The 14334-nt window shown below is 57.1% G+C and carries 14 protein-coding genes and 2 tRNA genes; 2 read left to right on the top strand and 14 right to left on the bottom strand.

What is annotated here, in order from left to right; genetic code table 11:
• Positions 1-293 precede the first annotated feature (293 nt).
• The 6 genes from ASH01S_RS13180 to ASH01S_RS13150 all read right to left on the bottom strand — a co-directional run bounded on the left by ASH01S_RS13180 (position 294) and on the right by ASH01S_RS13150 (position 4215).
• A complete protein-coding gene (locus ASH01S_RS13180) occupies positions 294-1331 on the bottom strand; it encodes a zinc-dependent alcohol dehydrogenase family protein (protein WP_067928918.1) in 1038 nt (345 codons plus the stop codon).
• 610 nt (positions 1332-1941) lie between these two features.
• A tRNA-Arg gene (locus ASH01S_RS13170) sits at positions 1942-2018 on the bottom strand.
• Positions 2019-2024: 6 nt separating this feature from the next.
• Positions 2025-2092, bottom strand: a tRNA-Gly gene (locus ASH01S_RS13165).
• Positions 2093-2156: 64 nt separating this feature from the next.
• The gene (rdgB, locus tag ASH01S_RS13160; protein ID WP_067928923.1) at positions 2157-2756 is read right to left on the bottom strand and encodes an RdgB/HAM1 family non-canonical purine NTP pyrophosphatase; all 600 of its coding nucleotides are present in this window, start codon (positions 2754-2756) and stop codon (positions 2157-2159) included.
• Between the two features lie 90 nt (positions 2757-2846).
• On the bottom strand, positions 2847-3677 hold the full coding sequence (murI, locus tag ASH01S_RS13155; protein WP_067928916.1) for a glutamate racemase: 831 nt from the start codon (positions 3675-3677) through the stop codon (positions 2847-2849).
• A 100-nt stretch (positions 3678-3777) separates the two neighbouring features.
• On the bottom strand, positions 3778-4215 hold the full coding sequence (locus tag ASH01S_RS13150; protein WP_245629070.1) for a MarR family winged helix-turn-helix transcriptional regulator: 438 nt from the start codon (positions 4213-4215) through the stop codon (positions 3778-3780).
• A gap of 251 nt (positions 4216-4466) precedes the next feature.
• Here ASH01S_RS13150 and ASH01S_RS13145 point away from each other — a divergent pair, with 251 nt between their 5' ends.
• Positions 4467-4694 (top strand): helix-turn-helix domain-containing protein, encoded by a 228-nt coding sequence (locus ASH01S_RS13145; protein WP_026961157.1) that lies wholly within the window; start codon positions 4467-4469, stop codon positions 4692-4694.
• A gap of 132 nt (positions 4695-4826) precedes the next feature.
• Positions 4827-5108: a DUF1292 domain-containing protein gene (locus ASH01S_RS13140; RefSeq protein ID WP_157067134.1), complete on the top strand. Its 282-nt coding sequence runs from the start codon at positions 4827-4829 to the stop codon at positions 5106-5108.
• A gap of 98 nt (positions 5109-5206) precedes the next feature.
• On the opposite strand, the gene ASH01S_RS13135 is transcribed toward ASH01S_RS13140, so the two are convergent.
• The 8 genes from ASH01S_RS13135 to ASH01S_RS13100 form a co-directional block, all read right to left on the bottom strand.
• Positions 5207-6190 (bottom strand): inorganic phosphate transporter, encoded by a 984-nt coding sequence (locus ASH01S_RS13135; RefSeq protein WP_067928914.1) that lies wholly within the window; start codon positions 6188-6190, stop codon positions 5207-5209.
• A gap of 11 nt (positions 6191-6201) precedes the next feature.
• Complete coding sequence (locus ASH01S_RS13130) at positions 6202-6813, bottom strand: DUF47 domain-containing protein (RefSeq protein ID WP_067928913.1); 612 nt, start codon at positions 6811-6813, stop codon at positions 6202-6204.
• Positions 6814-6959: 146 nt separating this feature from the next.
• On the bottom strand, positions 6960-7517 hold the full coding sequence (locus ASH01S_RS13125; protein WP_067928912.1) for a hypothetical protein: 558 nt from the start codon (positions 7515-7517) through the stop codon (positions 6960-6962).
• 93 nt (positions 7518-7610) lie between these two features.
• Positions 7611-8396 (bottom strand): succinate dehydrogenase iron-sulfur subunit, encoded by a 786-nt coding sequence (gene sdhB / locus ASH01S_RS13120; RefSeq protein WP_067928911.1) that lies wholly within the window; start codon positions 8394-8396, stop codon positions 7611-7613.
• Complete coding sequence (gene sdhA, locus ASH01S_RS13115; RefSeq protein WP_067928910.1) at positions 8396-10153, bottom strand: succinate dehydrogenase flavoprotein subunit; 1758 nt, start codon at positions 10151-10153, stop codon at positions 8396-8398. The genes sdhB and sdhA overlap by 1 nt, the downstream gene beginning before the upstream one ends.
• A 20-nt stretch (positions 10154-10173) precedes the next feature.
• Positions 10174-10797 carry a succinate dehydrogenase cytochrome b558 subunit gene (locus ASH01S_RS13110; RefSeq protein ID WP_067928909.1) on the bottom strand — a complete coding sequence of 208 codons (624 nt, stop codon included), beginning with the start codon at positions 10795-10797 and terminating at the stop codon, positions 10174-10176.
• 162 nt (positions 10798-10959) lie between these two features.
• On the bottom strand, positions 10960-12756 hold the full coding sequence (gene uvrC, locus ASH01S_RS13105; RefSeq protein WP_067928908.1) for an excinuclease ABC subunit UvrC: 1797 nt from the start codon (positions 12754-12756) through the stop codon (positions 10960-10962).
• Positions 12753-14264 (bottom strand): hypothetical protein, encoded by a 1512-nt coding sequence (locus ASH01S_RS13100; RefSeq protein ID WP_067928907.1) that lies wholly within the window; start codon positions 14262-14264, stop codon positions 12753-12755. The genes uvrC and ASH01S_RS13100 overlap by 4 nt, the downstream gene beginning before the upstream one ends.
• Positions 14265-14334: the final 70 nt, after the last annotated feature.

Genomic DNA, 14334 nt, shown 5'->3' with positions numbered 1-14334 from the left:
AGGGTGGTCAGGCAGGTTTTCACGGGTTTCTTTGTGGACTCTATAGGATAAGCGTTCCCTGCCCCGTACTGCGTTTCGTTCCCAACTCGTTCCCAATTCATTATCGTCCCGATTGTATGAACGAAGTCACCGCAGGGTATGCACTGATGGTACAGTGCGTGACCATGAACCAATATATCACCTTCGTAAAGCTTAGGAATCGAACCCCACTAAGATTGAAAAGACCCCCTTCATGATGTTTGAAGGGGATCTGCATGGCATCTACTGTGCCACAACTCACCACGACTAAGATCTCATTGATACAGAATGACCTTCAGTGCATTCTCTTTCGCGGCGTTTCCGAAGACATCGTATGCCTTTATGATATCAGAGAGTGGAAAACGGTGGGTGATAAGCAGCTTGGGCTCAATCTTTCCGGCAGCTACGGTTTTCAGCAGCATCGGTGTCGAATTGGTATCCACGAGTCCAGTGGTTAAAGTGATATTGTGAATCCACAGTTTCTCGAGGTGGAGATCCACACTCTTTCCGTGCACGCCCACGTTGGCAATGCGGCCGCCCGCAGCCACAACCTCCTGGCAGAGCTCGAACGTGGCTGGTACCCCGACCGCTTCAATTGCAACGTCCACACCCCTGCCGTTCGTCAGGTCCAAAACAGCTTGCACAGCGTTGTCGCTGGAACTGTTAATGGTCTTCGTGGCACCAAACTTCCGCGCAACCTCCAGTCGATTGTCATCCAGGTCAATCGCGATGATTTCAGCGGGAGAATAGAACTGAGCCGTAAGGAGTGCCGCCAACCCGACAGGCCCGGTGCCGACAAGTGCCACAGTATCTCCCGGCTGGACTTTCCCCTTCAGGACACCTACCTCAAAACCAGTGGGCAGGATATCACTTAGCATCACGAGCGCCTCTTCATCGGCGCCGTCCGGTATCGGATACAGACTGGTGTCGGCATATGGAATGCGGACATACTCAGCCTGTGTTCCATCGATGAGATGGCCAAGAATCCATCCGCCGTCTTCACAATGCGAGTACATGCCTTTCCTACAGTTATCACACTTGGCGCAGGACGTAACGCAGGAAATCACAACCCTGTCTCCAGCCTTGAAGTTATGAACGCCAGATCCGACTTCCTCAATAATGCCGACGCCTTCATGGCCAAGCGTCCGGCCCTCGACGACCGCAGGCACATCACCTTTCAAGATGTGCAGGTCCGTACCGCATATGGTGGTCTTCGTGATTCTAACAATCGCATCGGTGGGCGATTGAATGGTTGGCATTGGTTTGTCCGTCCATTCCTTCTTTCCGGGACCACGATACACAAGCGCCTTCAAACCGACCCCTCCTTTTAGTTATAGAAATATTGGAAAAACCAGAATTTAATTTTTCAACATCCTTATTCTTAGGACTTTTATATTTTAACATTCAAGGGCAAGTCATCACAAGGCCATGGGTGTTACATCTTTTTCCAAGTAATAAGACGAGCTATTCTGCTGGGAATTCCCTATTCTCCTCTCGACCTTTCGATGTAACCTGTGGGTAAAGTTTTGTCGATCGAGACCTCGACAGGATATCGCAAGTCCGGTGTCATTGGCCACACCTCCGCCAATGACCATGGCGGCCACCCAGCATGACCTTCCCCACATCCGGCTGTATCACCTTAGATACACCACCGCCATGCTTTTACGCGAGGATGGGGCGGATTTGAAGGCCATCCGCCTACGGCATACCCGGCTATCGACAACCGCGGATTTTTATACCCATGAGTCGGAGTTGATGAGCCGAAAGACAGCGGACCGGCTTAAAAAGCTAAATCCGTTCGGCCGTTCCCAAAGCTCGTGATTTCGTTCCCAATCTGTTCCCAAGGATACTCAATCAGCCTGACACTCATTTTTAGGAAAAAGAAAAATCCCTTGCGGGACAAGGGATTTGGGGAGTTTGTACTGGCGTCTCAGGAGGGATTCGAACCCCCGACCCACAGCTTAGAAGGCTGTTGCTCTATCCAGCTGAGCTACTGAGACACGTGAAGCGGGTGATGGGCTCGAACCCACGCTCCCAGGTGGGAAGGCTGGAGTTCTGCTATGGAACTGCACCCTCGGGGTGCAGGCTAGATAACCTTTGATGACACGCAACAAGTTTACTGCAAGCAGGGGCACAGATCAAGAAACCATAGGGATGTGCGCCGCCAGCTCCAGCAACCTGTCGACCGCCCGCCTGCGATGAGAGTACTGATTCTTCTCCTCGACTGTCATATCGGCGAAGGTGCGTCCGAGTTCGGGCACCCAAAACAGCGGGTCATACCCGAACCCGTTGGCCCCATGGGGTTCCCTCAGGATGATGCCTCGAACGCGCCCCACCGCAGTCAGGCCCACGCACAACTCATGGTGCCAAAGCGCGAGGGCACACACGAACTCCGCTGTCCGCTGCGCATCCGGGATTTCCGCAAGTTCCCGCAACAGCTTCGCATTGTTGGCCGCGTCGTCGCCATGAACGCCGGCATAGCGGGCGGACATGACGCCCGGCCTACCATCGAGGGCGTCGACACACAGCCCAGAATCGTCGGCAAGCACCCACCCGCGGCAGTACGGGGCATAGTAGGCCGCCTTTTCCACCGCATTGCTCACAAGCTGCGTCCCCGTCTCCGGGGCTGGATCCAGCCCGTCCGGCAGTCCGCACACGGACGCGCCCAGGGGCGCCAGCAAACGCTCAAATTCAGCGACCTTGTGCGCATTTTTTGTGGCCACGAACACAGTTTCCATCACAATCCCCCGCATCACAGCCCACCGATGGTACCGATTGCCGCCCTTGACGCCAGCGGTTCTGACAACCGCAGACTCCCCCGCGTCCACCTAACGAGCGTGCAGGACCATCGGATCGACACACCGCACCCGCGCCCGATCCGCTGGCAGACCCAACCAGTCCTGCACCGCCACTTCCATCTTTTGTTCATCTCCGGTGGTGTAGAATTGATGAATGGGAGGGTCACCCGAAGGTCGCAACAGGCGCTGCCGCGCCAACACTCCACGAACCTCGCGCGCCGTCTCTGCCGCCGAAGAGATCAGCTGCACCTCAGGTCCTACGACCCGAGCAATCGGAGACGACAACAACGGATAGTGCGTACAGCCGAGGATTAAGGCATCGATATCGTACAGCAACAGGGGCAGCAACGACTCGCGTACTACCTGCTCCACATCGGCTCCGTCCCAACGCCCGGATTCCACCAGCGGGACGAACTGTGGACAAGCCAGGCTCACCACGTCGATGGACGAATCCAAGACGTGGACCGCATCAGCGTATGCGCCGCTGGCTATGGTGACAGCCGTGCCGATGACACCAATCCGACGCCGGCGCGGCGTGGCGCTGTTCACCGCCGCCCGCGCACCGGGTTGAATCACGCCCAACACCGGGATCGGCGAACGCTGCTGAAGCTCGGGCAATGCCACGGCCGTCGCCGTGTTACAGGCAACCACCAGCAGTTTGACCTGTTGAGACAACAAGAAATCCGCTATTTGAAGGCTGAACTCAAGCACCTCGTCCGGATCCCTATCTCCATAAGGACACCGAGCCGTATCACCGAAATACAGAATGGCTTCGTCCGGAAGGACGGACATGATCTCCGAAACGACTGTCAGTCCGCCAATTCCTGAATCAAATACTGCGATTGGCTGTTCAACGTGCACGTCCTCTCATCTCTCCCACCTGGATGCTGACAGCATATAACGTATTCAGCCGACCGCAGGAATGAAGCCCGTCTGCCCGCACCTTGCGGGATGGCTGCCCTCAGTGTGCCATATGGGTATAAAGCAGGTCGAGCACACGCAGGACCTCTCGCTTTTCCTCTGGACCCAAGGGCTCCAAAATGCGCGCTAGATACGCCCGGCGTGCATCCAGAACATCCTCAATCAATTGAGCTCCTGAGGATTGCATACACACTCGTACCACGCGTCGATCCACCCGGTCCCGCTGGCGAACCACAAATCCGGCGCGCTCCAAGCGGTCAACCAGGTCGGTCGTCGTGCTGTATGCCAGTCCCAAGCGAGTGCTCATCTCGCCAATGGTAAGCTCGCCTTCCTTATCCAAAATGAGGAGGGCATCAAATTGTGGAGGTGTTATCCCATACCGTTCCAATAAGGCTCGTCCACGTCGCCGAACAAGTGCGGATATCTGACGCAGTCTCTGTTCGATTTCGACGACGCAATCCGGCAGGGATGGGTTCACGTTCTACACCTCATTCGAGGGACAAATGTCCCATGCTCGCATGCATTTTAACACTCGCTCCGGCGGGCGTCAACGAGCTGTATCTCTGTCGATGCGCCCTTGTAGGATGCGACGAAGTCAGACGAAGCCAACCGATTTTGCGCCGGTTGCCCATGTTTTCACGCGCTCGCACGCGCGATCTCACCCCGACATACTATACCGTGACTGTATCCCGTACTTGTAGACCGACCGACAAGGAGGGATAGGGAGATATGTCCGGCGACCAAGATATGCGCACCAAGTCGCTTCTGACCAACCGCGAGCGGGAAGTGTTTGAGCTCCTTGTTCAGGACAAAACCACTAAGGAAATCGCCGCACAGTTATTCGTCAGCGAAAAGACGGTCCGAAATCACATCTCTAATGTCATGAAGAAGCTGAATGTCAAAGGCCGTTCGCAAGCTGTCGTTGAACTTGTGCGCCTGGGCGAAATCACCATCTGAGCAAGCGCATCGCCTCTACGCCGCTGGGTGGTAGAGGTTTCTCGCTGAGGTCGTGACTTGCTGGGATCTTGCTGGGATCGTGATCCGGCCTCCGTGCTTTGGTATGATGATATCAGGGAAGGTGAAGTCACGATGGCATGCAGCTGCGGTCACGACCATTGTTCTTGTCAGGAGTTGTCTGTCCTGTATCTGCAAGACGAGAACGGGCAGGCTCATCCCTTTTACGTGGGCGAATCGTTCGCTGTCCAGGAGCGTCAATATGTGCTCCTGCAAAGTGCGGAGGACGCGGATCAACTGGCTCTGCTGAAGGTCGTCTACGACGCTGCGGGCAACCCGTCGCTGTCTAATATTACCGATGAGTCTGAATGGAGCGCAATCGAAGCGGCTCTCGCTGCCGGTTCCACGGCCGGGTAAAGCGAAAAGGCGCCCACGCGGCGCCTTTTTTGGTTTCCAGAGATACTCCTGACGGTGCCTAGCAATCCTCTGCTGACCGAATCTCCCGCCGCGGTCTTCTACAGCACAAAGATTCGCGCCAACAGCGCGGCCAGTATACCGGTCGCAGGAATGGTGATGAACCAGGCGATGACAATCCGGATCGCCATACCCCAATTGACCTGGCGAAATCGTTTGGCAGCCCCGGTCCCCATGATGGCCGAAGAGATCACATGGGTTGTGCTCACCGGTTGTTTGCACAAGGTGGCTGTGAGGATGACCGTGGCCGAAGTCAAATCCGAGGCAAAGCCGTTGATGGGTTCCAGCTTAATGATTTTCGATCCGACCGTCTTGATGATGCGCCATCCCCCCGAAGCCGTCCCGGCAGCCATGGCGAAAGCGCTCAGCACCTTGACCCATAGCGGTACTTCCAGTTCACTTTGAAAGCCCCCGGCAACCAGCGCAAACGTGATGATCCCCATCGTCTTCTGAGCGTCGTTGGTGCCGTGGCTGAACGCCTGAAAGGCCGCCGAAAAGATCTGCAGGGTACGAAAGACACGATTGGCCTTGTGCGGGGACGTGCTTCCGAACAACCATTTCAATAGGGTCATCAGGATGTACCCAACTATCATCGCAGCAATCGGAGACAAAACCAGTGCCTCGATGACGCTGAGAAACCCCGCCCAATGCAGCGCGCGAAATCCGGCCGCGCCGACCACCGCCCCGCTCAAACCGCCAATCAGGGCGTGCGACGACGAGCTGGGGATGCCGAAGTACCAAGTCAAGAGGTTCCACGCAATGGCCGCGATCAAGGCCGCCAAGACAATCACCATACCATGCTGAAGGGTGAACGGATCGGCAATGTTCCCGCCAATCGTCTTGGCGACGCCGGTGAACACCAAGGCGCCGATAAAATTCATCGCTCCCGCCAGGACCACGGCCCGGCGCGGAGACAGGGCTCGCGTGGAAACCGTTGTCGCAATCGCATTCGCCGTATCGTGGAACCCGTTGCTGTAATCGAATACGACAGCGAGCACGACGATAAGTAATATGATGCCGGACATCTCGCACCTTCCTACGCGTTTTTCACGATCACGGAATCCAGCACATCGCCAACGTCCTCGCACTTGTCGGTTATACTCTCGAGGATTTCATAAATTTCCTTCAGTTTGATCAACTGAATGGCGTCGGTCGATTCGCTGAACAACGACCGCAAAGAGGTGCGCAGGAGGGCATCGCCTGTCTTCTCCAAGTGGTTGAGCCGCTGTGTATGCTCCCGCAGTTCCAACAACTTGCGGGCCTGCAGTTTGGACATCGCCGCCGCGATTTCATCTACGCTGTCCGCGATGTTTTGGGCAAACTCAAACATCACAGGAGTCGGCTGCGTGATTTGATACAAATCAAAACGAACCGTGCAGGCCTCCAATCCGTCCACAATGTCGTCCATGCGCAGCGCCAGCTCAAGATAGTCTTCACGGTCCAGAGGGGTAATGTAGGTTGCATTGATCAGGGACAACAATTCACTCGTCAAGTCATCCCCTTTTTCCTCCAGGCGCTTTACGTTGGCAGCCAGGAACTCGGGATGGGACAGGTCTTTGAGTCCCTCGCCAAACAGATTCGCTGCATCCTGCAGGTTCGTTGAGATGTCAACCAGGTATTGGACCAGTTGCTGGCTCCTCTTTGACACCGCTGGTTCTCCTCCTCCACAACCATTCACGTATGTATTCCAGAACCTGACATGCCGCCTCCCGGCTTATCCAGGTCCATGGCTAGTCTATCACGCCATCCGCCGAGATGACAGTCAAACAGCCGCAATTGGCGCCAAGCCCTACTCTAATTCGACAACCACGATCTCAATTGAGCCAGCAGCATCCGCTGTTCGTCCGGAGTCAACTCCTGCTTCATCTCTGAAAAGGCGGCCCGAAGGAGACGCACATCCTCCGCATCGAATGCAGTCCGCCCGTGGAAATGACGCCTCAGCCATGCGGCGTCCTGGGGCGTCAGGCGGCTGCTCAGGACCTGCGAAAAGATCTGTGCCGCCTTGTGCTCATCGGGCGTGGTCAGCGCCTCACCCAACCGTTTCCAATCTTCCGGACGCAGCGAGTGCATGAGTCGTTGCGCAATCCCCGACATGCCCTCCATCTCCTCCGGCTGCGTTTGCACCGAGGACGTGCTCGCCGGAGCCGCTGCCGGACCGCCCACAACCGAGAAGTGCTGCCGCAGGACGTTGCCGACACGATGGGACGACAACCACTGCTGGACGGATCGTCCGAGTGTGGCCAGATGCGCAAACTCGTCCCCAGTTCGCAGTGAGTTGAATAGTCCCAGCGTGGCTGTCAGCATCAATGCCACCAAGGCCACAATGACCGGAGCTTCGGAAGAACGTCTCATGCCGCCACCTCCAGCTTCAGTATGGCCTAGTGAAGGCGGCAGCAACCTCATGAAAAAACGCCCGCGAGCGGGCGTCCAAGCTCCAAAAAGGGGTTATTTCTTCAACCAAGCCCCGATGGCGTGATAGGTGACCTGGCGATTCATGGCGGCAATCGACGTGGTCAAGGGGATGCCCTTCGGGCAGACCTGCACGCAGTTCTGCGCGTTCCCGCATTCGTGAATGCCGCCTTCCTCCATCAACGCTTCCAGCCGGTCCGCCCGGTGCATGGCCCCAGTTGGATGTGCGTTGAACAGGCGCGCCTGCGAAATCGCAAAGGCCCCCATGAACGAGGTGCGCTCATTCACATTCGGGCAGGCCTCCACGCAGCAGCCGCAGGTAAAACAACGAGACAACTCATAAGCCCACTGCCGATCCCGCTCGTTCATCCGAGGTCCTGGCCCGAGATCGTAGGTCCCGTCAATCGGAATCCAAGCTTTCACCTTTTTCAGCGCCTCAAACATGCGGCTGCGATCTACCACCAGGTCCCGCACCACAGGAAACGTGCGCATCGGCTTCAAGCGAATGGGCTGCTCCAACTTATCGACCAAGGCCGTGCACGCCTGCCGCGGCTTACCGTTGATCACCATCGAACAGGCGCCGCAAATCTCCTCTAGGCAATTCATTTCCCAAGTTACCGGAGCCACACGCTTACCCGCCTTATTCACCGGGTTGCGCTGGATCTCCATCAAACAAGCAATGACATTCATTCCAGGCTGGTACGGTACTTCAAACTCCTCTGTGTAACTCGGAGAGTCGGGCCCGTCCTGCCGTTCAATGATCAAGTGCACCGTCTTTGTAGTCGCAGCCGTCTGCCGTTCTGCCGTCGCGCTCCCACTCATCAGGTGGTCTCCTCCTTCTTCACGGCATAGTTGCGCAGCCTCGGTTTGATGAGAGACACATCGACATCCTCATATTCAAATTTTGGGCCATCCGGCGTCCACTTGGCCTTCGTGGTCTTGAGCCAGTTCTCGTCGTCGCGTTCCGGAAACTCCGGCTTGTAATGAGCGCCGCGGCTCTCGTTCCGGTTGAGTGCTCCAAGGGTGATGGCACGGGCCAACTCAAACATGTTCCACAGTTGGCGCGTGAACGGAGCCATCTGGTTTTCCCACCGCGACGTGTCGGCCATGCCAATCCGCTTATAGCGTTCCATCAGTTCCTGAATCTTTTCATCCGTCCTCTTGAGCCGGTCATTGTAGCGAACAACCGTCACATTGTCCGTCATCAACTGGCCCAATTCCCTGTGCAGTTGATAAGGGTTTTCGTCTCCTTCCATCTTCAGCAGGCCCTCAAACTTATCCTGCTGCTGCTGGCGATACCGCTCAAATAAGGAAGCATCCAGATCAGCGCTGGATTTGGTGAGATTGCGTGCATAGTTGACCGCATTGGGACCTGCCACCATGCCACCGTAGATGCAGGACAGCAACGAATTGGCGCCCAAACGATTGGCCCCGTGATACTGGTACTCGCACTCGCCGCAGGCGAACAACCCGGGAATGTTGGTCTGCTGATTGATATCGACCCACATACCGCCCATGCTATAGTGCATCGCAGGGAAGATCCGCATCGGAACCTTCCTCGGGTCGTCACCGACGAATTTCTCGTAGATCTCCAGGATGTTGCCCAGCTTCACATTCAGTACGTCTGCCGGGATATGGGAGAGATCCAAATACACTTGATTTTTTCCGTCGACACCAAGCCCCATGTCGACACAGACCTTGAAAATGGCGCGAGTGGCCACGTCGCGCGGCACCAAATTTCCATACTCAGGGTACCACTCTTCCAGGAAATACCAGGGTTTTCCGTCCTTGTAGGTCCATACCCGTCCGCCCTCACCGCGGGCCGACTCGGACATTAAGCGCAGCTTGTCGTCCCCGGGGATGGCCGTCGGATGCACCTGAATCATCTCTGGGTTGGCGTAGTACACCCCTTGCTGATACAAGGCTGACAAAGCGGTACCGGTGTTGATCATCGAGTTGGTGCTCTTGCCGAACACCATGCCCAAGCCCCCGGTGGCCATAATGACCGCATCCGCACGAAAGGCATGGATCTCCATCGACCGCAGGTCCTGCGCAATGATGCCCCGGCACACACCCGCATCGTCCAGTACTGCGCATAGGAATTCCCATCCTTCGTACTTTCGCACGAGACCAGCAACCTCATGCCGGCGCACCTGTTCGTCCAACGCATACAACAGCTGTTGGCCCGTGGAAGCTCCGGCAAAGGCAGTGCGGTGATGCTTGGTTCCACCAAATCGACGAAAATCCAGTAGACCCTCGGGGGTGCGATTGAACATGACGCCCATGCGATCCATTAAATGGATGATGCCCGGCGCCGCTTCGCACATTCCCAAGACCTGGGTCTGATTGGCCAGGAAATCGCCGCCGTAAATCGTGTCGTCAAAGTGCTCCCACGGGCTGTCGCCTTCGCCTTTGGTGTTGACGGCTCCGTTGATACCCCCCTGCGCACATACGGAGTGGGAGCGTTTGACCGGGACGAGGGAGAATAGGTCCACCGGCATCCCGGCTTCGGCGCATTTTATCGTCGCCATCAGGCCGGCCAAACCGCCGCCGACCACGATGATCCGCTGATCACTCATAACGTTTTACCTCCTCCAGCCTACGCGGTTTGTGTCGTGAACGCAATCAAGGCATCAACGCCAACCGCAGCCAGCACGATGAAAACGACAAAGAACACGTAGGCCGACACCCGCTGCGCCCGCTGTCCGACCGTGATTCCCCAGTGGATGCAGAACGACCACAAACCATTGGAGAAGTGGAACGTCGCCGCCACGACCCCGATGATCATGAACCAGAAGTACGCTGGATTGTTGACCAACAGGTCGTGCACCATCTGAAAGGTTGGCGCTTTACCGGAAAACCGGGTTGTCCACAGGTGGAAGATAATGAAGACAAACGTGATGACACCACTAACCCGCTGCAGGACGAACATCACGTTGCGCCCCCAGGAGTACTGACCGGCGTTGTAGCCGGACGTGAACGCCACGTACAGGCCAAACACACCGTGGTACACCAGCGGCAGAAAGATAAAAATGAACTCAATGAAATGCAGGAACGGAATGTGCTGAATCGTGTACACCGCACTGTTGAACGTCTCCGGCCCCGAAGTAGCCATTGAGTTCGTAAACAGGTGCTCCAATAAGAACAGTCCGACTGGAATCACACCTGCCAGCGTATGTAATCGACGCAGAATGAATTCTGTGTGGGCGTTGGTAGTAGCCACGCCTGTGCCTCCCTTCAATTGCCGGTCCCCGACGGCGCCGATCGCGGGCCCGTGTGTCGCCACCGGAACAAAGCCATACATATGTAAGGGCAGTCGTAGCACGACTGCCTGGCCGATTGGCGACGGGTCTACAGCAAATTGTACTGGTTGCAACAGACAGCGTCAAGAAACGCCATCCTTTGCGCTGCCCGCATTGGCGAGGTGCGCCTGAATCTTCTTCGCTAATTTTTCTCCAATGCCGACTTCCCGCAGCGCGGCCAGGTCCGCTTCCTGGATGGCTTTCAAGGAGCCAAAGTGCTGCAGTAAACGGCGGCGGCGCTCCGGTCCAATCCCGGGGATCTCATCCAAGCGCGAAGCGAGCCCGGTCTTTTGGCGCCGTTGGCGGTGAAACGTGATGGCAAACCGGTGCACTTCGTCCTGAACCCGTTCCAACAGATAGAAGGCGCTGGAATGCCGGTCCATCGGAATGGGTTCATCTTCGTCGCGGAAGAACAGCTGGTGCGTGCGATGTCTGTCGTCCTTCGCCAGGCCGACCACCGGTAGCTCCAGATCCAGTTCGTTCTCCAAGACGTCGAGGGCCGCATGCAACTGCCCTTTGCCCCCATCAATCACAATCAGGTCGGGCAGCGGTAGCTTCTCCTTGAGCACCCGGGAGTAGCGCCGGCGAATAACCTCCCGCATCGATTCGTAATCGTCCGGACCTCGTACGGATCGGATCTTGTATTTACGGTACTCGCTGCGTGCCGGTTTGCCGTCGAGAAACACAACCATCGCCGCCACCGCATCCGCACCCTGCAAGTTGGAGTTGTCAAAGGCCTCGATGCGCCGCGGCTCCGGGATTCCCAGTTGCTCGCCCAACGAGATGACCGCCCCCAGCGTCCGATCCATGTCTTTTTCAAGCAGCTTCAGCCGCTCCAACAAGGCCAGGCGGGCATTTTCGCAAGCCAAGTCCACAAGCTGGCGCTTTTGCCCGCGCTTTGGGTGCAAACAGCGGGCGCCCAACCACTCGCTCAAAACGTCGCTGTTCGTGCCCTGGGGCAGCAGGACTTCCTTAGGAACATCCGCCTGCTCATAATAAAACTGTTCCACAAAGGACATGAAATCATCGGCCGGAACACCGTAATGTTTGAGGATGTTGACTGAGCGTTCAATCAGTTTCCCGGATCGCACATAAAACACCTGTACGCAGAGCAACCCTTTATCCGCGTAGTATCCAAACACATCCCTGTCCGCGTCGTCCAAGACGGACACTTTTTGCGGTTCCATGACCCGCTCAATATGGGCAATCAGGTCCCTCAACTCGGCCGCCCGCTCAAAATTTAATTGCTCCGCCTCACGCTCCATCCGCTCCCGCAATTCCTCCTGAACCGCTTTGTGACCTCCGTTCAAGAAACGCGTGATCTCGCGGACCAATTGGTCGTATTGAGCCGTCTCGACGGGAAACTCGCACGGTCCCAAGCACTGACCGATGTGGTAATACAGACACACTTTCGGTTTCAGTCGCTTGCATTTGCGAAGCGGGTACAATCTGTCCAACAGGCGGCGCGTCTCGGACGCCGATGTCGCATTGGGATAGGGACCAAAGTATTTCGCCTTGTCCTTTTTCACCCGTCGGACGATCTCCAGCCGTGGATGCTCTTCGTTGGTGATCTTGATGTATGGATAGGCTTTGTCATCCCGCAGCATGATGTTGTACTGCGGCGAGTGCTGTTTGATCAGGTTGCACTCAAGCACCAGCGCCTCGACCACATTGTCGGTAACAATGTACTCGAAATCGGCGATGTTGGACACCATGTGCTGCGTCTTCCGGTCATGAGAGCCGGTGAAGTACGAACGCACCCGGTTTTTCAACACCTTCGCCTTGCCGACGTAAATCACCCGACCAGCGCTGTCCTTCATGAGGTAAACGCCGGGCTTGTCTGGCAACAACTGCAATTTGTCGCGAATTTGATTGTTCATTTGACCTCAGCCACCACCAACTGCGGGACGTTGCCGACGTCCTGCAGCCAAATTAAGTTTCCGTTGCTCACGGCCAGCCCGTAGACTGAGCCGTCGAGGGTGAGCGCGGGCGATTGATCCACGCTCGATTTCTGGTTCATGGAGCCCATCAAAACCTGCTGCCGCCCCTGGCCCTGACGCGCGTCCGGCGTCGTCTCGACCCACCACATGCGTCCATCCTCGCCCTGCAGCGCCCAATGAGGTTGACCATCGGACGGAGGGCCCGCGAGGTCTGACACCTGGCCATTCCAATTCAGAAAATACCACGCCGAGTTGCCGGACGAGGTGGCATCCACCGCCTCGCTGATGACTCCCGTCTGGGTGACAACCGGATGGGCCAGCGGCATCCCAGGCGCCCGCAACTCCTTCCACAGAACCAGAGCGTGCCCTGGATACGTCCCCTCCAAGTTGTACACCTGGATGGGCAGGGCGACCGCAGCCCCTGCGCCGTTGGCCGTGGCCACGTTGTTCCCAACCTCGCCTTCCATCACCACACGTCCATGACCGGCTGCGACGGTGTAGCTGTCGGCCCCGCTGCCGCCCAGAGCCAATGTCTTGACCAGCGCGGACTGACCTGTGCTGAGATTCAGTGCGTATACCTGCAGCACACCCCCATCCGCGGTCTGTGCATCCCGCGGCTGCCACTCGACTGTGGCGATGGCCCATCGTTCATCGGCCGGTTGAAACGACCACGAGGCCACCAACCAGGCCGACTCGGTCAAACTTTTCGCCCCCGGTGAATGAAGCCGAATGCGACCGAACATGTCTTGGGCGCTGTCGAGGGCACGTCCGCTGTCGCGGTAGCGATACCCGTAAACGTCAATCTCACGAGTGCCCTTGGTGTCCGTGGTCTGCAGGCGAGGCAGAAACAACGCATTGCCGTTGGCAGCCGCATGGTCGAGGGAGACGCTGGTCCTCCCCAAGGCAAACTGAGCTTTCGTCGCGGTGGGTAGGTTGGACAGCACCGGCGGCAATGCCGGAGATTTGCTGTTACGATCCAGAGCGGCATGCGCCGGATGCAGCCAGATGTTTCCAAACTCGGCGGCCGCCACCGCCAAAACCCCAAACACGCCGGTGAGAACCAGGGCATAGCGTGTCCAGCGCGGTCCCTGCTGTCGTTGTCGCGCCCACTCGGCCACCGCTTGCGCCTTGAGCAGCTTCTGGGTTTGACACCGTAAGTTCTCATAGGAAGAATGTCCTTCCCAATAAGCCGGCACGAACGCCAATCTCTGCACTTCAGGCCTCCATGAGGACACCTGAGACATTAACCATTCCTGAGGCGCATCCTGCACCCTGTGGTCCCGTTTATGGTAAAGCGCGCGGAAGGCTGCCAGGAACACATGAACAAAACAATCGCGGGCTGCCGCCGCATCCTCGCACTTCTCCGTGCACGCCGTGAACACCGACTCCCCGTAATCCTCCAGCCACTGTTCAATCTGCCGGCGGCACGCGTTCAGCCTGGCGTCCATCGTCTCGCCCCCCTCCGCACGTCTGCTTTCATCATACCGCATCCGGATCGATACGGAGACGAAAATACCC

The sequence above is a fragment of the Alicyclobacillus shizuokensis NBRC 103103 genome, from assembly GCF_001552255.1.
Lineage (GTDB): Bacteria > Bacillota > Bacilli > Alicyclobacillales > Alicyclobacillaceae > Alicyclobacillus_G > Alicyclobacillus_G shizuokensis.
This window is presented reverse-complemented; position numbering and strand designations above follow the sequence as displayed.

Coding starts and splice junctions, on each gene's coding strand:
- ASH01S_RS13140 (WP_157067134.1), top strand. CDS start 4,827: ATGGCATGCAGCTGCGGTCACGACCATTGTTCTTGTCAGGAGTTGTCT.
- rdgB (WP_067928923.1), bottom strand. CDS start 2,756: ATGGAAACTGTGTTCGTGGCCACAAAAAATGCGCACAAGGTCGCTGAA.
- uvrC (WP_067928908.1), bottom strand. CDS start 12,756: ATGAACAATCAAATTCGCGACAAATTGCAGTTGTTGCCAGACAAGCCC.
- sdhB (WP_067928911.1), bottom strand. CDS start 8,396: ATGAGTGGGAGCGCGACGGCAGAACGGCAGACGGCTGCGACTACAAAG.
- ASH01S_RS13135 (WP_067928914.1), bottom strand. CDS start 6,190: ATGTCCGGCATCATATTACTTATCGTCGTGCTCGCTGTCGTATTCGAT.
- ASH01S_RS13145 (WP_026961157.1), top strand. CDS start 4,467: ATGTCCGGCGACCAAGATATGCGCACCAAGTCGCTTCTGACCAACCGC.
- ASH01S_RS13100 (WP_067928907.1), bottom strand. CDS start 14,264: ATGGACGCCAGGCTGAACGCGTGCCGCCGGCAGATTGAACAGTGGCTG.
- ASH01S_RS13125 (WP_067928912.1), bottom strand. CDS start 7,517: ATGAGACGTTCTTCCGAAGCTCCGGTCATTGTGGCCTTGGTGGCATTG.
- sdhA (WP_067928910.1), bottom strand. CDS start 10,153: ATGAGTGATCAGCGGATCATCGTGGTCGGCGGCGGTTTGGCCGGCCTG.